This is a genomic window from Delftia sp. Lp-1 (genome assembly GCF_020523835.1).
Classification (GTDB): Bacteria; Pseudomonadota; Gammaproteobacteria; order Burkholderiales; family Burkholderiaceae_C; genus Comamonas; species Comamonas acidovorans.
Map to the genome: position 1 here is coordinate 3,169,807 of NZ_JAJALJ010000001.1, position 21,194 is coordinate 3,191,000.

General features: G+C 67.0%; 22 protein-coding genes. 11 read left to right on the forward strand and 11 right to left on the reverse strand.

The window, feature by feature from the left end:
* The first annotated feature begins 57 nt into the window (after window positions 1-57).
* The 5 genes from LGR64_RS14275 to LGR64_RS14295 all read left to right on the forward strand — a co-directional run bounded on the left by LGR64_RS14275 (window position 58) and on the right by LGR64_RS14295 (window position 4,746).
* Window positions 58-1,107, forward strand: coding sequence for an ABC transporter substrate-binding protein (locus tag LGR64_RS14275; protein ID WP_230355863.1), 1,050 nt, complete (start codon window positions 58-60; stop codon window positions 1,105-1,107).
* Window positions 1,104-1,961 (forward strand): ABC transporter permease, encoded by an 858-nt coding sequence (locus LGR64_RS14280; protein ID WP_230355865.1) that lies wholly within the window; start codon window positions 1,104-1,106, stop codon window positions 1,959-1,961. The genes LGR64_RS14275 and LGR64_RS14280 overlap by 4 nt, the downstream gene beginning before the upstream one ends.
* Before the next feature lie 119 nt (window positions 1,962-2,080).
* Window positions 2,081-2,848, forward strand: coding sequence for an ABC transporter permease (locus tag LGR64_RS14285; RefSeq protein ID WP_230356195.1), 768 nt, complete (start codon window positions 2,081-2,083; stop codon window positions 2,846-2,848).
* The gene (locus tag LGR64_RS14290) at window positions 2,838-3,899 is read left to right on the forward strand and encodes an ABC transporter ATP-binding protein (RefSeq protein ID WP_230355869.1); all 1,062 of its coding nucleotides are present in this window, start codon (window positions 2,838-2,840) and stop codon (window positions 3,897-3,899) included. Before LGR64_RS14285 ends, LGR64_RS14290 begins: the two co-directional genes overlap by 11 nt.
* Complete coding sequence (locus LGR64_RS14295) at window positions 3,886-4,746, forward strand: phosphodiesterase (RefSeq protein ID WP_141833409.1); 861 nt, start codon at window positions 3,886-3,888, stop codon at window positions 4,744-4,746. The genes LGR64_RS14290 and LGR64_RS14295 overlap by 14 nt, the downstream gene beginning before the upstream one ends.
* Before the next feature lie 26 nt (window positions 4,747-4,772).
* Here the strand turns inward: LGR64_RS14295 and LGR64_RS14300 are convergent, their stop codons facing one another.
* A complete protein-coding gene (locus tag LGR64_RS14300) occupies window positions 4,773-6,002 on the reverse strand; it encodes an IPTL-CTERM sorting domain-containing protein (RefSeq protein WP_230355871.1) in 1,230 nt (409 codons plus the stop codon).
* Between the two features lie 331 nt (window positions 6,003-6,333).
* Window positions 6,334-6,819 (reverse strand): winged helix-turn-helix transcriptional regulator, encoded by a 486-nt coding sequence (locus LGR64_RS14305; RefSeq protein ID WP_012204957.1) that lies wholly within the window; start codon window positions 6,817-6,819, stop codon window positions 6,334-6,336.
* A gap of 114 nt (window positions 6,820-6,933) precedes the next feature.
* Here LGR64_RS14305 and LGR64_RS14310 point away from each other — a divergent pair, with 114 nt between their 5' ends.
* Window positions 6,934-8,232, forward strand: coding sequence for a D-amino acid dehydrogenase (locus tag LGR64_RS14310; protein ID WP_230355873.1), 1,299 nt, complete (start codon window positions 6,934-6,936; stop codon window positions 8,230-8,232).
* A 33-nt stretch (window positions 8,233-8,265) separates the two neighbouring features.
* On the opposite strand, the gene LGR64_RS14315 is transcribed toward LGR64_RS14310, so the two are convergent.
* From LGR64_RS14315 to nikR, 3 genes are all read right to left on the reverse strand, one after another.
* The gene (locus tag LGR64_RS14315) at window positions 8,266-8,973 is read right to left on the reverse strand and encodes a DUF4198 domain-containing protein (RefSeq protein WP_230355875.1); all 708 of its coding nucleotides are present in this window, start codon (window positions 8,971-8,973) and stop codon (window positions 8,266-8,268) included.
* Between the two features lie 11 nt (window positions 8,974-8,984).
* Window positions 8,985-11,048, reverse strand: a complete 2,064-nt coding sequence (locus LGR64_RS14320) for a TonB-dependent receptor (RefSeq protein ID WP_230355876.1) — start codon at window positions 11,046-11,048, stop codon at window positions 8,985-8,987.
* Window positions 11,049-11,137: 89 nt separating this feature from the next.
* Entirely contained in the window at window positions 11,138-11,596 is a 459-nt protein-coding gene (nikR, locus tag LGR64_RS14325) for a nickel-responsive transcriptional regulator NikR (protein ID WP_034392370.1), read from the reverse strand.
* 245 nt (window positions 11,597-11,841) lie between these two features.
* Between nikR and LGR64_RS14330 the strand changes: the two genes are divergently transcribed.
* Entirely contained in the window at window positions 11,842-12,201 is a 360-nt protein-coding gene (locus LGR64_RS14330; RefSeq protein ID WP_088165118.1) for a hypothetical protein, read from the forward strand.
* Here the strand turns inward: LGR64_RS14330 and LGR64_RS14335 are convergent.
* Window positions 12,194-13,747, reverse strand: a complete 1,554-nt coding sequence (locus LGR64_RS14335; RefSeq protein WP_230355878.1) for an MFS transporter — start codon at window positions 13,745-13,747, stop codon at window positions 12,194-12,196. The two genes, LGR64_RS14330 and LGR64_RS14335, sit on opposite strands and share 8 nt — an antisense overlap.
* A gap of 139 nt (window positions 13,748-13,886) precedes the next feature.
* Between LGR64_RS14335 and LGR64_RS14340 the strand changes: the two genes are divergently transcribed.
* The gene (locus LGR64_RS14340; protein ID WP_043825601.1) at window positions 13,887-14,774 is read left to right on the forward strand and encodes a LysR family transcriptional regulator; all 888 of its coding nucleotides are present in this window, start codon (window positions 13,887-13,889) and stop codon (window positions 14,772-14,774) included.
* Window positions 14,775-14,793: 19 nt separating this feature from the next.
* Here the strand turns inward: LGR64_RS14340 and LGR64_RS14345 are convergent, their stop codons facing one another.
* Window positions 14,794-15,294 carry a DUF2938 domain-containing protein gene (locus LGR64_RS14345; protein ID WP_013802911.1) on the reverse strand — a complete coding sequence of 167 codons (501 nt, stop codon included), beginning with the start codon at window positions 15,292-15,294 and terminating at the stop codon, window positions 14,794-14,796.
* Between the two features lie 114 nt (window positions 15,295-15,408).
* Here LGR64_RS14345 and LGR64_RS14350 point away from each other — a divergent pair, with 114 nt between their 5' ends.
* Window positions 15,409-16,080 carry an ArsR/SmtB family transcription factor gene (locus LGR64_RS14350; protein ID WP_230355879.1) on the forward strand — a complete coding sequence of 224 codons (672 nt, stop codon included), beginning with the start codon at window positions 15,409-15,411 and terminating at the stop codon, window positions 16,078-16,080.
* Here the strand turns inward: LGR64_RS14350 and LGR64_RS14355 are convergent.
* The 4 genes from LGR64_RS14355 to LGR64_RS14370 all read right to left on the reverse strand — a co-directional run bounded on the left by LGR64_RS14355 (window position 16,077) and on the right by LGR64_RS14370 (window position 18,915).
* Window positions 16,077-16,655 carry a TetR/AcrR family transcriptional regulator gene (locus LGR64_RS14355; RefSeq protein ID WP_230355881.1) on the reverse strand — a complete coding sequence of 193 codons (579 nt, stop codon included), beginning with the start codon at window positions 16,653-16,655 and terminating at the stop codon, window positions 16,077-16,079. The two genes, LGR64_RS14350 and LGR64_RS14355, sit on opposite strands and share 4 nt — an antisense overlap.
* A complete protein-coding gene (locus LGR64_RS14360; RefSeq protein WP_141833426.1) occupies window positions 16,648-17,259 on the reverse strand; it encodes a dihydrofolate reductase family protein in 612 nt (203 codons plus the stop codon). Before LGR64_RS14360 ends, LGR64_RS14355 begins: the two co-directional genes overlap by 8 nt.
* A 75-nt stretch (window positions 17,260-17,334) precedes the next feature.
* Window positions 17,335-17,970: a nitroreductase family protein gene (locus LGR64_RS14365; RefSeq protein ID WP_012204946.1), complete on the reverse strand. Its 636-nt coding sequence runs from the start codon at window positions 17,968-17,970 to the stop codon at window positions 17,335-17,337.
* A 45-nt stretch (window positions 17,971-18,015) separates the two neighbouring features.
* The gene (locus tag LGR64_RS14370) at window positions 18,016-18,915 is read right to left on the reverse strand and encodes an EamA family transporter (RefSeq protein WP_230355882.1); all 900 of its coding nucleotides are present in this window, start codon (window positions 18,913-18,915) and stop codon (window positions 18,016-18,018) included.
* 61 nt (window positions 18,916-18,976) lie between these two features.
* Here LGR64_RS14370 and LGR64_RS14375 point away from each other — a divergent pair, with 61 nt between their 5' ends.
* Together LGR64_RS14375 and LGR64_RS14380 are read left to right on the forward strand one after the other, a co-directional pair.
* The gene (locus tag LGR64_RS14375) at window positions 18,977-19,519 is read left to right on the forward strand and encodes a MarR family winged helix-turn-helix transcriptional regulator (RefSeq protein WP_141833428.1); all 543 of its coding nucleotides are present in this window, start codon (window positions 18,977-18,979) and stop codon (window positions 19,517-19,519) included.
* A gap of 691 nt (window positions 19,520-20,210) precedes the next feature.
* Complete coding sequence (locus tag LGR64_RS14380) at window positions 20,211-20,702, forward strand: response regulator transcription factor (RefSeq protein WP_141833432.1); 492 nt, start codon at window positions 20,211-20,213, stop codon at window positions 20,700-20,702.
* Window positions 20,703-21,194 lie beyond the last annotated feature (492 nt).

Below are 21,194 nucleotides of genomic sequence, written 5' to 3' on the forward strand. Positions count from 1 at the left end.
AAGCCAAGGCCGCGCCCTTCCCTTCCCCACGCTCCCCAACCTCTTCGAGTACGCACCATGAAACTGCCTGCCCTCCCCTTCAAGCTCTCCTTCAAGCTCTCCTTCAAGCCCTCCTTCAAGCGCCTTGCCCTGCTGGCCGCCACCACCGCCGTCTGCGGAACGGCCCTGGCCCAGAGCGCCATCTGCTACAACTGCCCGCCCGAATGGGCCGACTGGGGCACGCAGATCAAGGCCATCAAGGCCGATACCGGCATCACCGTGCCGCCCGACAACAAGAACTCCGGCCAGTCGCTGGCCCAGCTGGTGGCCGAGAAGGCCAGCCCCGTGGCCGATGTGACCTACCTGGGCGTGACCTTCGCCATCCAGGCGCAAAAAGACGGCGTGGTTGCCGCCTACAAGCCCGCCAACTGGGATCAGGTTCCCGCAGGCCTCAAGGACCCCAAGGGCGAGTGGGTGACCATCCACTCGGGCACGCTGGGCTTCATGGTCAACAAGGCGGCGCTGGGCGGCAAGCCCGTGCCGCAGTCCTGGGCAGACCTGCTCAAGCCCGAATACAAGGGCCTGGTGGGCTACCTGGACCCGGCCTCGGCCTTCGTGGGCTATGTGGGCGCCGTGGCCGTGAACCAGGCCATGGGCGGCACGCTGGACAACTTCCAGCCGGCCATCGACTACTTCAAAAAGCTGCAGAAGAACGAGCCCATCGTGCCCAAGCAGACCTCGTATGCGCGCCTGCTGTCGGGCGAGATCGGCATCCTGCTGGACTACGACTTCAACGCCTACCGCGCCCGCTACAAGGACAAGGCCGACGTGGACTTCGTGATCCCCAAGGAAGGCACCGTGGTCATGCCCTATGTGATGAGCCTGGTGAACAAGGCGCCGCACACGGACAACGGCAAGAAGGTGCTGGACTATGTGCTGTCCGACAAGGGCCAGTCCATCTGGGCCAACGCCTACCTGCGCCCCGTGCGCGACGTGGCGCTGCCCAAGGAGGTGGCCGGCCATTTCCTGCCCGCCAGCGAGTACGCACGCGCCACCTCGGTGGACTACCAGAAGATGGCCGATGTGCAAAAGGGCTTCTCCACGCGCTACCTGCGTGAAGTGCGTTGAGCCAGGCGGACTGCATCGTGGGCATTCCCTCCCAAGCGCCAGGCGACTGGCGCGCCCGCGCGCTGCTGCTGGCCTGCAGCGCGCCGGCCGTGGCCTTCTTTGCCGCGTTCTGGCTGCTGCCGGCCGGCCTGCTGCTGGCGTTGCCGGCGAGTGAAGGCTGGCGCACCTACTTCGCCACGCTGACCGACGCGCTGTACCTGCAAAGCCTGCTGCAGACGCTGGCCCTGTCGCTGGCCGTGACCCTGGCCACGCTGCTGATCGGCGCGGTGATGGGCATTGCGCTGGCGCGCCACCGCTTCACGGGGCGCGGCCTGCTGCTGTCGCTGCTGACGCTGCCGCTGTCGTTTCCGGGCGTGATCATCGGCTTTTTCATCATCCTGCTGGGCGGGCGCCAGGGCGCGCTGGCCGACCTATCGGTGGCCCTGGGCGGCGAGCGGATCACCTTCGCCTACGGGCTGCTGGGCCTGTTCCTGGGCTACCTGTATTTCTCGCTGCCGCGCGCCATCGCCTCCTACACGGCAGCGGCCGAGGCGCTGGACCCGCACCTGGAAGAGGCCGCGCGCTCGCTGGGCGGCAATGGCTGGCGCGTGGCGCGCGATGTGTGGTGGCCGCAGCTGCTGCCCACCACGCTGGCCTGCGGCGCCATCGTGTTCGCCACCTCGGTCGGCGCCTTCGGCACGGCCTTCACGCTGTCGAGCAAGTTCGAGGTGCTGCCCATCACCATCTACAACGAGTTCACCAACTACGCCAACTTCGCCCTGGCCGCCAGCCTGTCGATCAGCCTGGGGCTGATCACCTGGCTGGTGCTGTGGCTGTCGCGGCGCTGGGCGGGTCCGGCCGCCTCGGGAATCTGAACATGCGGACCACACAAAAAAATAGCCCCCACGCTGCCCTTGCAGCGCAAGGTCCGCTGCCCCCCGAAGGGGCCGCTTTTTGCCTTGGGGCGGCCCGGCGGCCAAAAATGCCGCCGCTGATGTGGCTGGTGACGGCCACCGTCACCGTGTTCATGCTGGCGCCCATGCTGCTGTCGGTGCTGGCCGGGCTGGTGCAGAACTACGGCCAGGGCCTGGCAAGCGGATTGACCACGCGCTGGCTGGCCGAGGTCTGGGCCGGCTACGGCAATACCGTGCTGATGTCGCTGCTGCTGGCCTGCGCCTGCGTGGCCATGACCTTGGTGCTGGGCGTGCCCTGCGCCTATGCGCTGGCGCGCAGCCGCTCGCCCTGGGCCCGGCATTTCGAGGAGCTGCTGACCCTGCCCGTGGCCATTCCGGGCCTGGCCAGCGCCCTGGGCCTGCTGCTGGCCTATGGCAGCGTGGCCGCCTTCCGCCAGAGCTTTGCCTTCATCCTGGTGGGCCATGTGGTGTTCACCCTGCCCTTCATGGTGCGCATGGTGGGCTCGGCACTGCGCCGCCAGGAGCTGGTGGCGCTGGAGGAGGCTGCGCGCAGCCTGGGCGCCTCGTTCACGCAGCGCTTCCTGGGCGTGCTGGTGCCTGCCGTGCTGCCCGCCATCGTGGCCGCCTGCCTGATGGTGTTCACCCTGTCCATGGGCGAGTTCAACCTGACCTGGATGCTGCACACGCCGCTGACGCGCACCCTGCCCGTGGGCCTGGCCGACAGCTATGCGTCCATGCGCATCGAGGTGGGCTCGGCCTACACCCTCATCTTCCTCATCGTCATCCTGCCCGTGATGTGGCTGCTGCAGGCGCTGGGGCATTTCATCGAGAAGCACTATGGAAAGTAACAGCGTCGCCATCGACATCCGGCAATGCGCCAAGACCTATGCCGACGGAACGCGCGGCCTGCAGGCCACCGACCTGCGCGTGGAGCCTGGCGAAGTGCTGGCCCTGCTGGGTCCCTCGGGCTGCGGCAAGACCACGCTGCTGCGCATCATCGCGGGGCTGGAGACGCCGGATGCGGGCAGCAGCATCGCCTTCGGCGACACCGACGTCACCCGTGTGCCCATAGAAAAGCGCCAGGTGGGCATGGTGTTCCAGCACTACGCGCTGTTCCCGCAGATGAGCGTGCAGGCCAACATAGCCTACGGCTTGCGCATACGCGGTGTGTCCGAGCAGGAGCAGCGCCGCGTGGTGGGCGAACTGGTGGACCTGGTGCGCCTGAACGGCCTGGAGCACAAGCGCCCGGCCGAGCTGTCCGGCGGCCAGCGCCAGCGCGTGGCCCTGGCCCGCGCCGTGGCCCCGCGCCCGCGTGTGCTGCTGCTGGACGAGCCGCTGACCGCGCTGGACGCCAAGCTCAAGGAAACCCTGCGCGACGAGCTGGCCCAGCTGCTGCGCCAGCTGCGCATCACCGCCGTCCATGTCACGCACGACCAGCAGGAGGCCATGGCCATTGCCGACCGCATGGCCGTCATGCAGGCAGGCCGCATCCTGCAGGTGGGCGATGGTGAGAGCCTGTACCGCCGACCGGCCCATCCATTTGTCGCCACCTTCCTGGGGCGCGTGAACCAGGTCGAACGCAGCGAAGACGATGCGCGCAGCAACCGGCTGGCGCTGGCCGGCATGGAGCTGGCCTGCCCGGCCGAATGCACGGGCGCGGCCCGGCTGCTGCTGCGCCCTGAAGACATCGAGGTCTGCGCCGCCGGCACGCCGGGCGCCGTGCCCGCATCAGTGGCGCGCCGCGTCTTTCTGGGCGACCGCCTGCAGCTCACGCTGGAACTGGCGGGCCACACGCCGCTGATGGCCGACGTGGCCCGCGACCACGCCGCGCAATCGGGCGACCGCGTGGCCTTGCGCATCGCCCCCCACCAATGGATGCCCAACCATGCCCACGCCTGAAACCCTGCGCCCCTCCATGACCACCTTCCTGGCCCAGCTCACCGACCTGCATATCCGCGAACCCGGTCGCCTGACCTACCGCCGCATCGATACCGCCCAATACCTGGAGCGCACGGTGCGAAGCGTGCTGGCTCTGCCGCAGCAGCCGCACGCCGTCGTGATCACGGGCGACCTGACCGACTTCGGCCGGCCCGCCGAATACGCCCACCTGCGCAGCCTGCTGGCGCCGCTGGGCACGCTTCCCACCTACCTGCTGCCCGGCAACCACGATGACCGCGACGCGCTGCGCACCGCCTTTCCCGAGTACACCTGGCTGCGCAGCGAAGGCTTCATCCAGTACGCGGTGGACCTCGGCGATCTGCGGCTGATCGCGCTGGACACCGTGGTGCCCGGCCACAGCGAGGGCGCGCTGTGCGAGGAACGCCTGCAATGGCTGGAGCTGCAACTCACCGCCAGCGAAGGCCGCCCCGTGGTGATCGCCATGCACCACCCGCCCTTCGAGACCCTGATAGGCCACATGGACAAGATCGGCCTGCTGCAGGGTGCCCAGGCGCTGGAAGACCTGGTGCGCCGCCACCCCAACGTGCAGCGCGTCATCTGCGGCCACCTGCACCGCAGCATCCAGGTCGCCTTCGGCGGCACGGTGGCCATGACCTCGCCCGCGCCCGCCCACCAGGTCTGCCTGGACCTGGCGCCCGACGCCGCATCGGCCTGGACGCTGGAGCCGCCCGGCTTCATGCTGCACGCCCTGCCGCACGGCGGCCGACTGGTCAGCCATGCCGTGGCCAGCGGGCAATTCGACGGGCCGCACCCGTTCTGGGGTGCGGACGGGCGGTTGATCGACTGAGCCCGGGCCGGCGCGCCCTGGCCGCGTCAGCGGCCCGCGCCGACCCGCTGCCGCCGCCCCAGCCCCATCCATCCGATGGCTGCAGCCAGCAGGCTCAGGACCACAAGGGCTGTGTGCTGCAGCGTCGGCACGGGGGTCACCTGGCCACCGCCGGGGGGAGCCGCCACCGTATTGATGGACGCAGAAGCCATGCACGGCACCGTTCCCACGACCTGCCCTGCTTGCATGCACTGCACCGCCGGGTCCCCGGCATTCACGGTGGCCACATTGGTAATGATTGCGGGCGCCGGGTTGGACACGCTGGCCATCACGGTGAAAACCAGCGAGTCTCCTGCCGCGAACACGGGCACCGTGACTGCCAGCGATCCAGAGCCTGACGCCACGGGACATGGCGTGCTGGCGCCGGGCGTACAGATCCAGGTGGCGCGCTCCAGGCCGGCAGGCAGGCTGTCGGCAATCTGCGCCTGGGTGGCGGGCACGGTCCCCGTATTCCTGACGGTGATGGTGTAGCGCACCTCCTGCCCCGCCTGCACCTGGCCTGCGGGCGAGATGCTGTGGGTCAACGACAGGGCAGGATGCACGGCCTCCCTGTGCCAGGACATGACGTTCTGGTTTTGCACGGGCGCCCCGGTCCACGCAACGGACACGCCGTTGCCGGGTATCTCGTAGGTCCCCAAACAGGTGTCGCTTTCCCCCGAATAACTGACCTGCTGGGATGTTTCCGAGAACAACGAAGCGCACATCGCGTTGTTCATGGCACCCACCTGTTCTGTGGCCATTTCAAGCCGGCTGAGCATATCCACATCATTGGGAGATCCACCCGGGCCAATTTGATTGATGGAGCGGTGCGGATTGTTTCCCGTCAGCCAGCGTTGAAGGTGGATTCTGTTTCTCACGATATTGGACCCACTGTCCGTGGAAACCCTGAAAATGAATGCGCGCACATCCGGATCGGAACTGCTGTAGGCGTTCAATCCGTCCGAGAAACTATAGGAAGTCACCAGCGCCCTTATTTCGCTTTCGTCCAGATTGGGCTGCAAGGGTGCGGCCGTTTCAAACCAGCCGGCCAGGCGGGCGGTCCTCGGAAAATCCTGGCATGAGCCGTGAGCCCCCAAGGGACAAGCCGTGCGATCCTGGAAATCCGAGTAGGAGGTTCTCATCTCCCCGTAGTAACGCGTCACTTGCGCGCTGGCGGGGGGGCAGGCCGAGAGTGCTGCGCCGGCCATCAAGGCAGCCATGAGGGCGTGATTATTCATAGAACTCCCAGTGATTGATAGATTTGCACTATCAAGATATCACTGGTATTGAACTTTAAAAATCACCAATCCCCTACAGCCACTATTCAATGACAAATATTTGCAATCCTGCCATTGGAATTGAACTCCAAGCTGTCGTCCTGTCTACTTTTCAACGGAGAGCGCCGATGAATACGGAACTGCATAACACCCCATCTACCCCCACTATCTTTTTTGATTGGAATGCACAATACCCAATTTGAATCAAAGCTATTGTGACAAACGTTTCAAACAGTAAATAGCAGTAATGAATGGCGGTAGATCCGAACCTGGAACGCCGAGGACGGCTCCCTCACCGATCCACAGGCAGCGCCAGCGTCTCCTTGACCTCTTCCATCACCACATAGCTGTGCGACTCGGCCGGCACGGGCAGTTTCTTGAGGATGTCGCCCAGCAGGCGGCGGTACTCGCGCATGCCGCCCAGGCGGGCCTTGACCAGGTAGTCGAAGCTGCCCGAGACCAGGAAGCACTCCAGCACGTCGGGCACGTGCAGCAGTTCCTGGCGCACCTTGTCGAAGACCTCGCCCGACTTGGACGAGAGCTTGATCTCCACGAACACCAGCAGCGTCTTGCCCAGCGCCTCGGGCGAGAGGTGGGCGTGGTAGCCCGTGATCACGCCATCGCGCTCCAGGCGGCGCACGCGCTCCGAGCAGGGCGTGGCCGAGAGGCTGACCTGCTCGGCCAGTTCGGTCATGGAGATGCGGCCGTCCCGCTGCAGGATGTCGAGGATCTTGCGATCGGTGCGGTCAAGCACGCGGTTTTCACTTTTGGCGGCCATGGCGGCGATTCCCGGGGCTTATCAATCACTGGAGAGTAGCAATATTTCAGTGGTTTCAACTGCCTCATCGTCAATAGACTTTGATTTCATCTTGTTGACCTGGCGGTGAATCGTATGAAAGTCCTTGTTCTTGGCGGCGGTGTCATCGGCGTGACCAGTGCGTACTACCTGGCGCGGGCCGGTGCCGAGGTCACGGTGCTGGACCGGCAGGATGCGCCCGCGTCCGAAACCAGCTTTGCCAACGCGGGCCAGGTCTCGCCCGGCTACTCCACGCCCTGGGCGGCGCCCGGCATTCCGCTCAAGGCCCTGAAGTGGATGCTGCAGGAACACGCGCCGCTGGCCGTGCGCCTGGACGGCAGCCTGTTCCAGCTGCGCTGGATGACGCAGATGCTGCGCAACTGCTCGGCCCAGCGCTACGCCGTCAACAAGGAACGCATGATGCGCGTGGCCGAGTACAGCCGCAGCTGCCTGCAGCAGTTGCGCGCCGATACCGGCATCGCCTACGAGCAGCGCACCGGCGGCACCTTGCAACTGTTCCGCACCCAGGCCCAGCTGGACGCCGTGGGGCGCGACGTGGCCGTGCTGCGCGAATGCGCCGTGCCCTTCGAGCTGCTGGACCGCGACCAGTTGGCCCAGGTGGAGCCCGCCCTGGCCCAGGCGCGCGACCGGCTGACGGGCGGCCTGCGCCTGCCCAAGGACGAGACCGGCGACTGCCACCGCTTCACCAACGAGCTGGCCCGCATCGCCAGCGGCCTGGGCGTGGAGTTGCGCTTCAACCAGAACGTGGATGGCCTGGTGGTCGAAGGCGGCCGCATTGCCGGCGTGCGCGTGAATGGCGAGCTGCTGACCGCCGACCGCTATGTGATGGCCTTCGGCAGCTACTCGCGCCAGGCGCTGGAGCCGCTGGGGCTGGACCTGCCCGTCTACCCCGTCAAGGGCTATTCGCTCACCGTGCCGCTGGGCAACCCGGCGCTGGCGCCGCAGTCCACGGTGCTGGACGAGACCTACAAGATTGCCGTCACCCGCTTTGACGACCGCATCCGCGTGGGGGGCATGGCCGAGCTGGGCGGGTTCGACCTGCGCCTGGACCCGCGCCGCCGCGCCACGCTGGAACTGGTGGTCAACGACCTCTTCCCGGGCGGCGATGTGGCGCGCGCCAGCTTCTGGACCGGGCTGCGGCCCATGACGCCGGACGGCACGCCCATCATCGGCGCCACGCGCTACTCCAACCTGTTCCTGAACACCGGCCACGGCACGCTGGGCTGGACCATGGCCTGCGGCTCGGGCCGCCTGATCGCCGACCTGATCACCGGCCGCAGCCCGGAAATCAGCACCGACGGCCTGGCCCTGGACCGCTACACGCACCGGCCGGCCCGGCACCTGGGGGGCAGCTCCACCCCCGTGTCCGCCTGAGCGTACTGAGCGCGGCCGGGCACCGCCCCCACTTCAATGCGCTGAGAACCCCAGCAGGTATTCGTAGCTGAGGCTGGTGGTGCGCGCGTCGCCTGCCACGGGCAGGCGCACGATGGCCAGCAACTGGTTCATGCCGGCACGCGGTGTGACGGTCACCAGGCCGTCGGCATCGGTTGCCAGTGGCGGGCCGCTTTCTCCCAGCGACACGCGCACGCCGGCCCGAGGCTGGCCGTTCAGCAGCACCTGGAATTGCTGGGGCTCGCCCGCGTGGGGCGAGCGACGGGTCCGGGCGACGATCTCCAGGGTCTGGCCCAGCTTCTCGCGGGTGACCGGGCCCCATTCGAGGATGGTCTTGTGGAACTTGAGCGCATGCACGCCGCTGGTGGCGCCAGGGTTCTCGGTCATGGGCTTTTCGACCATCGGCCCCTCGCCCACGCGGCTGAAAAATCCGTTGTCGAAATGCGCGGCCAGCAGCGCGGCCTTGCGGGCCGGCGTGGCGCGGGCACCGCCGGGCACGGGCTGCACGGCCACGTCGATGCGGCGGCCGCGCGCGTCATAGGCCTCAACGCTCTTGAGCTTGCCGGCCGCAAAGTTCTCCAGCTTGCCCTCATGGCCGCCGAATTGAACGGTGTAGGCGCCGTCGGCATCGGGCTCCAGCCAGACGTTGTGGGCCTGGGCCAGCGGTGCGCAGGCCAGCAAGGCCGCGAATGCGGCGGATGTGAAATAGGGGTGGGATTTCATTTCTTGCTTCCTCAAAACTGTGTCTGCACGCCAACCTTGAGCGTGCGCGGCGCGCCGGGCGCGAACAGCGGCACGCCGCGGATGACCGAGGCCGACGTGGCATAGGCCTTGTCCCCCAGGTTGGAGACCACGGCATAGATGCGGCTGCGCGCCGAAGGCAGGCGCCAGCTCAGGCCCAGGTCCCAGGTGGCGTATCCGCCGTAGAACACGCTGTTGTCGGCCGTGACGGCATAGCGGCCCACGCGGCGCCAGGTGAGCGTGCCCTCCCACTGCGCCAGCGGGCGCCAGGCCAGGCCCACGGTGGCAGTCTGCCGGGGCACGCCGGCCACCTGGTTGCCGACCAGGGCCGGGTTGCCGTTCTCGGTCACGCGCGAATGGGCGCTGCCCCAGGCCAGTTGCAGGTCCAGGTTCTTGCGCACCGCCCACAGCGCGCTGGCCTCCACGCCCGTGCGGCGCGTGGCGCCGAAGTTCTCGTACACGCCGGGCGCCACGTTGCGGATCTCGCCCGAGGACTGCAGCCGATAGGCCGCCACATCCAGCACCAGGCCCGGCATGGGCTTGATCTGCGCGCCCACTTCAGTCTGGCGGAAGATGTTGGGATCGAGCTGCGCGGCGCCCAGCGCGTACTTGGCGAAATCGCTGGCCAGCGCAAATCCTTCGGACCAGCTGGCGCGCAGCAGCACACCCGGCGCCACCTGCGAGCGCAGGCCCAGCTTGGGGCTGGCATGCGCCGTGCGCGCCAGCGGGCCGCAGGGGTCGCTGCCCGTTTCGGGGCCGTTGGGACGGCAGCCGCCCGTGAAGCGGTCCCAGCGCAGGCCGGCGGACAGCTGCAGCAGGCGGTGAACGGGCGCATCCACCTCGGCAAAGGCCGAGAGGGTGTTGAGCCTGGAATTGCGGTCGTCAATGGCTGCGCCCGTGCGCTCGCGCCATTGCAGGCCGTCGTAGAACTGGTAGTCGGTGGATTCGCGCACGGCCTCCAGCCCGGCCACCCAGTTGAGCAGGGTCAGCGCCGTGACATGGCGGCCATTGAGGCTGGTGCCGGCGCCGTAGACGGCGCGGTCATAGCTTTCCTCGCGCTGGCGCCACTGCAGTGCGTCGATGGGCCGGCTGAACCAGCGCGTGAAGCTCTGCTGCGTGGTGTAGGCATGGCCCAGCCAGGTCAGCCGGGGCGAAAGCGCGTACTGCACATCGGCCCGCAGCGTGGCGAAGTTCTTGCGCGTGCCATCGTTCATGGCGCGCGGGTCCATGCCTTGCGGATCGCGCGCGAACTGCCCCGCTGTCAGGTACGACGGCGAATCGCCCTCACCATGGTGCAGCCTTGCCGACAGCGCCACCTCCAGCTGCGGCGTGAGCCGCTTGCTCCAGCGCAGGGCCGCCGTGCTGCGCTGGAACTGCGACTGCGCGCGAAATCCATCGGTGCGGTAGTGCTGGGCCGCCAGGTTCAGGAATTCGCCCTCCCCCAGCTTCAGCCCCAGGGCGCCCTGCGCGTCCAGCGTGCCGTGGGAGGACAGGCTGACATCAGCCTCGCGGTAGGGGGTGTAGTCGCCCTGCTTGCGCGTCTCTATCGCCATCAGCCCTGCACGGTTGAAGTTGCCGTACAGCGCGGACACGGGACCCTTGTAGATGCTGATGCGCTCCATCTCCAGCGGCACGATCACGCCCAGGTCCACATAGCCGTCAGCATGCGACATGGCCTCGTTCAGTGGAATGCCGTCCAGCACCACGCCCACGTCGCCGCCATGGCCGCCACCGCCGAAGCCGCGCATGACGATGGTGTCACCCACGCCGGACAGCTGGTAGTTCTGCACATTCATGCCCGGCACCTGGCGCAGCAGCTCCTGCGGATGGCTGACATGGGCGTTGGCGATGTCCTCGGCCTCGATCACGCTGGTGGTGTAGGCGGCCGAGGCGCCGCGCGCGGTCTGGCCCTTGACCTCGACAGGCTGCAGGCTGGCCGTGGCGTCGCCCGCCTGCTGTGCACCGACATGGGGAATGCAACCCAGGCCCAGCAGGCCAGCTGCTGCAATCTGGTGCACGGCAAGGCGCCGGCAAGGGGAATTCAGGGAATGTGTCATGCGTTTCCAGGAGTTGTATGAAGAAAAAAGCAAACTTCATACCGACCTGCATGACAGGGGCTGCGCAAGGCGCCCGGCCCCGGACTGCCTCAATCGTCGTGCGAATGCGGATGGTGGTGCGCGTGATCGTGCCCGCCAGGCTCTGCCCTGCGCACCATCACCACGTTGAGCTGGCCGTGGTGCACGCCGCGCTCGGCCGTGATGGTGTCGGCAAAGCGCCGCACGGCGCTGGCCGGGCCGCGCAGCATGACGGTTTCAATGCATTGCTCGTGGTCCAGGTGCACATGGGTGGTGGCCATGTGCAGCTCATGGTGGTCGTGCTGCAGGCTGGCCAGGCGCTCGGACAGATCGCGCTCGTGGTGGTTGTAGACATAGGACAGGTTGGCCACGCACAGGCCGTCGGCGTCCTCGCGCTCGCGCACCTGGGCCAGGTGGGCGCGCAGCACGTCGCGGATGGCCTCGGAGCGGTTGTCGTAGCCGCGCGCGGCGATCCATGCGTCGAAATCACGGGCCAGGTCGTCGTCGATGGAGATGGTGAAGCGTTCCATGGGCAGCAGAAGTGGGGAAACAGGTGGCGGGAACAAAAAAGGTCGGCATCACGCAGGATGTGCCGGCCATTGTCCGGCCATCCAGGCCGGTGCCCTGCATGCAACACCCGCGCCAATCACTGTCGGCGCAGGCTGGCAATAGCGACAAACCACCACGGTCATGCTTTGTTCACATTCGCGCAATATCCGGTTACCCTGATCGAGGTTGCGCAGTGCGCACCGTCGATCGCTGAAAGGGGCGCGGCATGCAGTATTCATTCGATCAGCTTCTGGACATGCTGCTGTCCCTGCTGGAGGCTGCGCCCGCCTGTTCCTCGCGCGAACAGTCCTTCGAGCAGCTGCGCACGCTGTGGCTTCAGACCCACAGCTATTTCGCGGCCCCCGAGACCGAGCTGCGCCGCCTCGCCGGACGCAGGCTGGTCGAACTCCACGGCTGGAAGGATCTGGACAAGGACCCCTGCTACCTGGACCACGATCCCGGCAACGGCAGCGCCCTGCGCATCTACCTGCACCGCGATGGTGGCATGGTGATACAGCGCCTGCAGGGCGATGGCCGGCAGATCCTGTTCTCGCGCCTGGGCGTGCAGTTGCAGCCTGCTAGCTGAGCCTGCGCCCGGCTTGCGGGGCCAGTTGCTCCGGGGAAGACACGGCCCGGCCCTTGCGCTCCAGCAGCCACAGCACGGCCAGCGCCGTGACCACCGCCAGCCCCGCCAGCAGCAGCAACAGATCGTGGAAGGCCGCGCCGTACACCTGCGCCAGCAATCCGTCCTGCCCCGGCAGCGCCTGGGCGGCACGCGCCAGATCGGCCTGGGCAAGCTGCCCGGCCATCTCGCGCCGCAGGCCCGCATCGGGCGACAGCCCGCCAAGCTTCCCCTCCACCAGCACCGCCAGCACGGCGCCCGCCACGGCCAGCGCCACGCCGTCCGCCGAGATGCGCACGGTGTTGAAGATGCCCGTGGCCATGCCCACGCGGTCTGGCGCCACGGTGCTCACGGCCAGCCCGTCCATCAGGCCCCAGGGCAGGCCAATGCCGGTGCCTATCAGCAGCAAGGGCAGCGCCAACGCCGGACCGGCGCCCTGCCCGAAGGCACCGGCCAGCCACCACAGGCCTGCCGCGGCCAGCAGCAGACCGGCCGCCGACAGCCGGCCCGGGCTGATCCAGCGCGACAGCAGGCCCACCAGCAGGGCCGCCAGCAGCGGCACCACCAGCAAGGGCGCCGCCAGCCAGCCCATCATGCGGCCCGCCGCCAGCGGGCTGAGGCCCTCCACGCCGATGAAGCGCCCGGGCAGCATGACCACCAGAGAGATGAACAGAAACGCCGGTGACGCCGCCAGCAACTGCACGCCCAGAAAGCGCGGCTGCGAAAACAGCGACAAATCCAGCAACGGACGGGCCACGCGCCGCTGCACCGCCACGAAGACCACGAACAGCACGGCGGACAGCGCCAGCGGCCCCAGCACCTCGGCATGGAGCCAGCCGCGCTCGGGCACCATCAGCACGCCGTAGGTGAAGCCGCCCAGGGCCAGGGTGAACAGGGCTGCGCCCAGCCAGTCGGGCCGGTCGGCAGACACGGCTTCATCGCGCCGCGCGCTGGCCATCACCATGGGCAGGCCCAGCAGCGCCACCAGCCCTGTCCCATGGAACACCCAGCGCCAGCCCAGGCTGTCCACCATCAGGCCCGACACCCAGGGGCCGAAGGCCAGGCCCAGGCCAAAGGTCGTGCCCAGCAGGCTGAAGGCCCGCATGCGCGCCGCGCCCTCGAACAGCGGCGCCAGCGAGGACATGGCCGCCGCAAAGGCCACCGCCCCGCCCAGCCCCTGCAGCAGGCGCAGCCCATCGGCCCAGCGCAGATCGGTTGCCAGGCCCACGCCAAAGCTCAGCAGGCCGAACCAGGCCAGCCCCAGCAGCCACAGGCGGCGCCGGCCATGGATGTCTGTCAGGCTGCCGGCCAACATCATGGCGCTGCCGTAGCTCAGGATGTAGGCATTCATGATCCAGCCCAGCTGGGAGGGCGTGCCGCCCAGCTCGGCATGGATGAAAGGCAGGGCCACGGCCGGGCCCGTGAAGCTCAGGGGAATCAGCAGCCCCGTCAGGCAGACGGCCAGCAGTTGCAGCCATTTGAGGGGGCTGCCGCGAGAGAGGGAAGACATGGTTTGTGCGCCATTTCAAGAAACGACCGCCAGCGTAGGCCCGCCTTCATCTGAGACAATCCATCTTCATTTCCGAACACTTGAGACATCTGAGTCTCAAATCATCTTCTTCACACGCCTCTTCACACAGCACATGGAAATAGACAGCCTGGGCAGCATCGGCCTCTTTGTGCGCGTGGCCGAGCGGCTGGGCTTCTCTGCCGTGGCGCGCGAGCTGGGGCTGTCGCCCTCGGCCGTGGGCAAGGCCGTGGCGCGGCTGGAGGAGCGCCTGGGCGTGCGCCTGTTCAACCGCAGCACGCGCACACTGGCACTGACGGCCGAGGGCGAACGCTTTCTGGAGCGCTGCCGGCGCATCCTCTGCGAGGTCGAGGCCGCCCAGCAGGAACTGCGCCATGCGGGCGAGCGGCCCCAGGGCCGGCTCAAGGTCAGCCTGCCACGCCACTGCGGCTTGTTCGAGCAGGCGCTCTCGGACTTCCTGCTGGAGTACCCCGAAGTCGAACTGGACCTGAATTTCTCGGACCATCTGGTCGATGTGATCGGCGACGGCTTTGACGTGGCCATACGCGCCGCGCCGCTGCAGGACTCGGGCCTCAAGCACCGGCGGCTGGGCGGCTTCCGGCGCGTGCTGGTGGGCTCGCCCGCCTATTTCCAGCGCCATGGCAGGCCGGTGCAACCTGCCGACCTGGCCCGCCACCAATGCCTGCACTACCGCTATCCGGCCACCGGCCGGCTGGAGCGCTGGCCCTTGGGAAATGACGACGACACCGCCCCACCCGCGCTGCCCTCCAGCGTGGTCTGCAACAGCGTGGAGATGCGCATCTTCCTGGCGCTGCGCGGCCAGGGCATTGCCTGCCTGCCGGACTTCACCGTGGCCCGCCAGCTGGAGCAGGGCCTGCTGCAGACCGTGCTCGACCCGTTCACCGCCAATGCCCAGGGCACGGTCTGGATGGTCTGGCCCCCGGGCCGCGACCTCTCGCCCAAGGTCAGGGCCTTTCTCGAATTCATGGCGCACAGGCTGTTTGCCTGAACCGGGTCAGCGCATCCGCTCAGCCCCGCAGTTGCGAGACGGCCCAGGCCGCGATGAACAGGCCCAGGCCGAACACCGTGTGCGCCATCAGGCTGCGCAGCCGCGCCACGGCAGGCTTGGGTGTCTTGCGGGCAAACAGCCCCGCCCCCATGCACGGCTGCAGCGCAAGGAACGGTGCGGCCACGGTGAACACGCCCCAGGCCAGGGCCGGCCACAGCGTGGGCGCCCGGGCCCAGCCCTCACCCGCCAGGGCCAGCAGAGCCGCCGCAAAGGCCACGCCGATCGCATAGTGCGCCACCCAGCCCAGGGCCTTCTCACCCGCCACCGGCGCGGACCGGCCGATACCGGCATGCACCAGCCGGCCGCGCGGCAGATGGCCCAGCCAGCGGCCCACCATGGCGTAGTCCAGCGAAGGCACGCCCCACAGACGCTGCAGCAGCAGCGCCCACACATCCATCACCAAGGTCGCGCCTGCGCCCGTCAGCACGGCGCGCAGCAGGAATTCCGGCACATCCAGCATGTCTCTTCACTCTCTTGCAGGTTTGCAGCGGCCTCCTTGGATGCCACCACATGCACAATGAACAATACATTCAATTAATTGATTGAATGTTTGCGTGATGCTAGGCTATCCCCCATGAATTCGTCAAGCAGCCCTGTACCGATCGAGGCCTTCCCCGACCTGGCCGACCTGGCGCGCACCCTGGGCCATGCCCACCGCCTCACCTTGCTGAGCCATGCGGCCGAAGGCGAGCAGCCCGTGGAGCGCCTGGCCGAGCTGTGCGGGCTGTCCGTGGCCAACACCTCCCAGCACCTGCAGCACCTCAAGCGCGCGGGCATGGTGCTCACACGGCGCGAGGGCAAGCATGTGCTTTACCGGCTGGGCGACGGACCCATCACCGGCATCATCGATGCGCTGCACGACTATCTGCAATTCCGCCACGCCGAGATCCGCGCCGTGGTCTCCGACAGCCTGCGCCAGCGTGACCGCCTGCAAGCCGTTGCGCTGGACGAGCTGCTGCAGCGCATGCAGATGGACGACACCATCGTGCTGGACGTGCGCCCGCCAGCGGAATTCGCCCAGGGCCACCTGCCCGGGGCCGTCAACATTCCCCTGGAAGCGCTGGAAGGCGAGCTGGACGCGCTGCCGCCCGACAAGGACATCGTGGCCTATTGCGGTGGCCAGTACTGCGTGCTCTCGGCCAATGCCGTCACGGCGCTGCGCGCCAGCGGCCGGGAGGCGCGGCGCTTCGAGGCAGGCTTCACCGGCTGGCAACAGGCCGGCCTGCGCGTGGAGGCCGGTGCCTAGCGCAGCAGCCGCGCCAGCCCTTGCTCGAACCGGCCATGCAAGGCCTGCGCGCCTTCGCCCGACAAGGCCAGCGCCAGCGCATGGCCGTGGGTGTAATCGATCAGCAAGTCCAGCAGCACGGCGGCATCGCCCTCGTTTTCGCCGGGCTCGCACTGCTGCACCTCGCCGCGCAGCCGCTGCGTGAAGGCTGCCAGCGAATCGGTGAACAGGGCCGGGTCGCCCAGAATGCACACCGTCAGCGCCGGATGGCGGCGCACGCGCTCCATGTAGCCCGCCAGCAGCGCCTGCACACGCTGCGCCGGCGCAAGCCCGGGCTGCGGTTCGGCCAGCGGCTGGCCATGCACGCGCTCCACCAGGCTGCGCATCAATTCCTGCTGGTCGCCCACATGGTGGATCACCGACATGGGCGTAATGCCCAGCTGCCGCGCCAGCGGCCGCAGGCCAAAGCCCTGCGCGCCCACGGCCTCCAGCAAGGCCAGCCCGGCATCCAGCACCTGATCACGGCTGAGCGAACGCCCGGCCGAGGGGCGCCCGCGCCGTGCAGCCTGTGCAGACGGTACAGCCTGCTCACTCATCGCCGCCCCCGTTGCGCACCATGACCCGGCCGCCCGCCTCCACGCGGTAGCGCGTGCTGACCATGCCGCTGGGATAGGCCTGGGAGGCCAGGCACGTCAACCGCAGATCGCAGCCAATATCGCCAAACAGCGGCCGCCCCGCGCCGATCAGCACGGGCACGCGGGTGATGGTCATCTCGCCCACCTCACCCGCCGCCAGGAAGGCGCGGATCACGGCGCCGCCGTCGATATAGGCGCTGCTCCAGCCCTCGGCCCGCAGCTCGGCCACCAGTTGGGCAGGCTGGGCTGACGTGATGCGCAACTTGCCGCGCAGGTGGGCAGGCACATCGCCCGCACCCAGCGTGCGGCTCATCACCACCACGGGTTTTTCAAAGGGCCAGCCGTCGAAGCCCAGCACGCTTTCATAGGTGGAGCGGCCCATGACGATGCCATCCACCGTCTTCATGAAGGCCGCGTAGCCGTAGTCCTCGCCACCATCGCCCCCGGCCGGCAGCCAGTCCAGCGAACCATCGGGCCGGGCAATGAAGCCATCCACCGAAGTGGCGATGAAGACCTTGCCGAACGCTTTGCCGTGCGCTTTTGCGGGTGTGCTGTCGGGTGCCATGGCAGTCTCTCCATCCAATTAAACATACACCGTATGATAATTAATCTGCGGCACCCTGGCTACCGATGCCCGTGCTCAGGCATAGGCCAGGATGTCGGCCAGCGGCCTGCGCGCCTTCTGGGGGCGTGGCGTGCCTGCCGCGTGGCCCACGGCGACCAGCATCACCGGCAGTTCGTGGGCCTGCAGGCCAAAGCCCGCTGCCAGCAGTTCCGCATCGAATCCCACCATAGGGCAGCTGGCCAGCCCCAGGCCCTGGGCGGACAACATCAGCGTCATGGCCGCCAGCGAGGCCGAGCGCACGGCCTCGTCGCGCTGCAGCTGCAGGTTGTCCGCGTGCGCTGCCTGGGCCTGGGCTACCCAGCCATCGGCCGTGCGCTGGCTCATCAGCCCGCCGTCCACGCTGGGCTGCAAGAACTCCGCCAGCCGCGCATGCGCGGCCAGCGTGCCGCAGACGATGAAGACGGCAGAGGCGTCCTCCACCTTCTGCTGCCCATAGGCGGCGGCCTTCAGGCGCGCCTTGGCCTCGGGTGTGCGCACGGCAATGAAGCGCCAGTTCTGCAGGTTGTAGGCCGACGGGGACAGCGAGGCCTGGGCCACCAGCGCGGCCAGCGTCTCATCGGCCAGCGCGCAGCCCGGCTCGAAACGGTCTGCGGAAATGCGCGAAGCAATGGCTTGCCCGATGGGCATGGAGGAAAGTTCGGAAGAAGTCATGTGAAACGCTCGGTGGGAAAAAGAGAAAGAACTCAGTGCAAAAACTCAGGCGCCGCGCGAAGCAGACCACTGCACCGCCAGCACGCTGGCCAGCACCACCAGCAGGCCCAGGAAGGACATGCCCGTCATGGACTGCGACAGCAGCGCCCAGCCCAGGACCACGGCGGTGAGCGGGCTCAACAAGCCCAATGACGACACGGCCACCGAAGGCAGGCGCCCGATGCCGCGAAACCACAGCACATAGGCCAGCAGCGCGCCGGCAAGACACAGGTAGGCATAGGCGCCCAGCTGGGTGAGCGACAGCGCGGGCAGCGGCGCATCCACCCACCAGGCCAGCGGCAGCAGCATCAGCCCGCCAAACAGCAGCTGCCAGCCCGTCAGCGCCAGCACCGGCAGATCCACGCGCCAGCGCCGCGTCAGCCACGTGCCGGCCGCCATGCACACCGCGCCGGCCAGCGCCGCCGCCATGCCCACGGGCTCGAACACCGTCTGCGGCGACAGCAGCAGCACTGCCATGCCCGCAATGCCGGCCACGGCGGCCCACAGCGTCAGCCGCGCGGGGACCCGCCCGTCCAGGCCCCAGGCCAGCGCCATCACCAGCAGCGGCTGCACGGCACCCAGCACGGCCGCCAGCCCGCCCGGCAGCCGGTAGGCCGCCACAAACAACAGCGCCTGGAACACGCCGATGTTCAGCGCGCCCAGCACCAGCAGCCGCCACCAGCCCGAGCCCACGGGCAGCCGCCGCGTGAACAGCACCAGCAGCAGCCCGGCCGGCAGCACGCGGATCAGCGCAGCCGTGAACGGACGGTCTGGCGGCAGCAGTTCGGAAGTGACGATGTAGGTGGAGCCCCAGATGGCGGGCGCCAGCGCGGTCAGCAGGATGTCGCGCCAGGACAGGGCGGGGCTGGCCGAGGGTGCGGAAGAAGAGGATGGCGAGGAGGACATGGCATTTATCTTCAATTCAAGACAAATCCATTATGCACGAATTATCTTAAAATCAAGACAAATGCCGAAACCCACCCTCCCCCGCCTGCCCGACCGGGTAGACACCATCCTCGAACAATGGGCGCGCGAACGCCCCGACCTGGACGCCAGCCCCATGGGCCCCATAGGCCGCATCAAGCGCTGCGCCGCCCTGCTGGAGCAGCGGCTGGAAGAGTGCTTTGCCCGCTTCGGCATGACCATGTGGGAATTCGACGTGCTGGCCACGCTGCGCCGCTCGGGCGCGCCCTTCTGCCTCACGCCCACGGCCCTGTTTTCCACGCTCATGGTCACCTCGGGCACCATGACCCACCGCATGAAAAGCCTGGAGACGCGCGGCCTGGTGCAGCGCCTGCCCAACCCGCAGGACGCGCGCAGCATGCTGGTGCAGCTCACCGACCAGGGGCTGGAGCTGATAGACCGCGCGGTGGAAGCGCACCTGGACAACGAGCGCGCCATGCTGGCGCCCATGCCCGTTGCCGAACTGGCCGCGCTGGACCAGCGGCTGTCCCAGCTGCTGCGCGTGCTGGAGGGCGGGCCTGACGATGGCACCCGCCCTGCCCCCTGAACTGGCGTATATCCAGGTCATTGGGACTGGCGACGGTCGTGGTGCTCACGCCCTTCGTCATGACCCGGGAACGCTTTTGGCAAAAGAGGTGCTTCCCTTGAAGCACGTCGCAGGCACCCAGCCGCTTCTCGATACGCCATGGCAGGAATTGCTTACGCGCATGTCTCAAGACCTGCGCAACAGCCCGCATCCTGGACTCGGATGGGCAATGCCAGAAAATCCTGATCACGCAAGCGCGACCCACAGAAGACCATTGGCTTTCCCACAATCTGCTGCAAAAACCTTGGTGTCGAATTTTTGTAGCCAGATGTAATGATTTCACCAAAGATTTCCACTAAGATGTCCATTCCAACGGTGAAATGGCGATAACAGATTCTCAAACGACTTTGATACTCCCTCAACGCACCACACCATCTTGATAATGGCTTACTAATCTCCCGCCTTGGATACAAAAGGCTGCCACAGGCTGAATGCGCGCGATTTTCAATCGTTCAATGTTCGGGCTTTTTCCGGCTGATCCTTTACCGCACAATTTTCACACGAATGGCATGACGTCAGTTTACTCAGGCGGTAAACAGGCGGTTTAGCGAGTTATTCAATATTTCAAACGGCACTGTGCAAAGCAGTCTCGCCGAGGCTTCGGCGTGGAATGGCCCTATGGCATCGGCACATAACAAATGGGAGACATACCATGGATAGATCGGAAATAGCTTTGGCAAATAGCGAATGCCATCTCGATACTGCGCATCCAATAGCAGATGAAGTCATCGCGTCTGCGCTCACCGCGCGCGAAATCGATGTACTCGAAGCGATGGCCAAGGGCCTCGGCTGCAAGGACATTGCGCACACGCTGGGCATCAGCGAACACACGGTACGCAAGCACCGCAGCAATATGTGTACGCGGTTGGGCCTGCGCAATGCCGTAGAACTCGTCACGCATGCCAGGCGGCACGGCTGGTTGAGCGCGGCCCGCTCACCGCTCCCTCTGTCTCCCCGCGAGCAGGAGGTGATGGTGCACGTGCTGGCGGGCCAGACCAGCAAGGAGATCGCACGTTCGCTTTACCTCAGCGACTTGACCGTGCGCAAGCATCGCGAAAACATTCTGCGCAAACTGGGCCTGACAAGCACCGCCCAGTTGCAGACATTCGCGCCAACGGCAACTCGCAATGGCGGCGACACCTGATATCCAGGCCGGCGTGCATCGCCTGTCCGTACCCACGGAATACGACATTGGAAGTATTCCACCCTCCTGGTGCAATTGGGCATGATGAGTCCAACGAATCGCGGACATTGACTTTCGCGACTTTGGATCAACCGGAGGGTGAGCAATCTCCTTATGGCGGCTTCAGCAGACACCATTGCATTTCAGGTTTGCGCGGTTGAGATGGAATATCCGCGCGAGCCTTGAACGACTGCTGAAACTCATATCTCTTCGCCTTTTAGCCTCTTCGCCTTTTAGTTTCTTCGTCTCTACGGTCCGCATCCGTCGAGGCATCTTCCCGGCGCCCACGTGTCGGATTCCTGCACGCAACTCAAAGGAGTATCCCGCCATGAACCACTCTTCGCGGTCACCCCCTGCGATTTCTCCCAAGTACCCCATGCCTTAGGCCCAATACCGGGCAATCATTCTCATTGGCAAAGAAAAGCGTTCATGACTTCAAACCTCATGTCGCTC

Bases quoted from the DNA above. Each gene is read 5' to 3' on its own strand.
- LGR64_RS14275 (WP_230355863.1), top strand. From the start codon at position 58: ATGAAACTGCCTGCCCTCCCCTTCAAGCTCTCCTTCAAGCTCTCCTTC.
- LGR64_RS14285 (WP_230356195.1), top strand. From the start codon at position 2,081: ATGTGGCTGGTGACGGCCACCGTCACCGTGTTCATGCTGGCGCCCATG.
- LGR64_RS14290 (WP_230355869.1), top strand. From the start codon at position 2,838: ATGGAAAGTAACAGCGTCGCCATCGACATCCGGCAATGCGCCAAGACC.
- LGR64_RS14295 (WP_141833409.1), top strand. From the start codon at position 3,886: ATGCCCACGCCTGAAACCCTGCGCCCCTCCATGACCACCTTCCTGGCC.
- LGR64_RS14300 (WP_230355871.1), bottom strand. From the start codon at position 6,002: ATGAATAATCACGCCCTCATGGCTGCCTTGATGGCCGGCGCAGCACTC.
- LGR64_RS14305 (WP_012204957.1), bottom strand. From the start codon at position 6,819: ATGGCCGCCAAAAGTGAAAACCGCGTGCTTGACCGCACCGATCGCAAG.
- LGR64_RS14310 (WP_230355873.1), top strand. From the start codon at position 6,934: ATGAAAGTCCTTGTTCTTGGCGGCGGTGTCATCGGCGTGACCAGTGCG.
- LGR64_RS14315 (WP_230355875.1), bottom strand. From the start codon at position 8,973: ATGAAATCCCACCCCTATTTCACATCCGCCGCATTCGCGGCCTTGCTG.
- LGR64_RS14320 (WP_230355876.1), bottom strand. From the start codon at position 11,048: ATGACACATTCCCTGAATTCCCCTTGCCGGCGCCTTGCCGTGCACCAG.
- nikR (WP_034392370.1), bottom strand. From the start codon at position 11,596: ATGGAACGCTTCACCATCTCCATCGACGACGACCTGGCCCGTGATTTC.
- LGR64_RS14330 (WP_088165118.1), top strand. From the start codon at position 11,842: ATGCAGTATTCATTCGATCAGCTTCTGGACATGCTGCTGTCCCTGCTG.
- LGR64_RS14335 (WP_230355878.1), bottom strand. From the start codon at position 13,747: ATGTCTTCCCTCTCTCGCGGCAGCCCCCTCAAATGGCTGCAACTGCTG.
- LGR64_RS14345 (WP_013802911.1), bottom strand. From the start codon at position 15,294: ATGCTGGATGTGCCGGAATTCCTGCTGCGCGCCGTGCTGACGGGCGCA.
- LGR64_RS14350 (WP_230355879.1), top strand. From the start codon at position 15,409: ATGAATTCGTCAAGCAGCCCTGTACCGATCGAGGCCTTCCCCGACCTG.
- LGR64_RS14355 (WP_230355881.1), bottom strand. From the start codon at position 16,655: ATGAGTGAGCAGGCTGTACCGTCTGCACAGGCTGCACGGCGCGGGCGC.
- LGR64_RS14360 (WP_141833426.1), bottom strand. From the start codon at position 17,259: ATGGCACCCGACAGCACACCCGCAAAAGCGCACGGCAAAGCGTTCGGC.
- LGR64_RS14365 (WP_012204946.1), bottom strand. From the start codon at position 17,970: ATGACTTCTTCCGAACTTTCCTCCATGCCCATCGGGCAAGCCATTGCT.
- LGR64_RS14370 (WP_230355882.1), bottom strand. From the start codon at position 18,915: ATGTCCTCCTCGCCATCCTCTTCTTCCGCACCCTCGGCCAGCCCCGCC.
- LGR64_RS14375 (WP_141833428.1), top strand. From the start codon at position 18,977: ATGCCGAAACCCACCCTCCCCCGCCTGCCCGACCGGGTAGACACCATC.
- LGR64_RS14380 (WP_141833432.1), top strand. From the start codon at position 20,211: ATGGATAGATCGGAAATAGCTTTGGCAAATAGCGAATGCCATCTCGAT.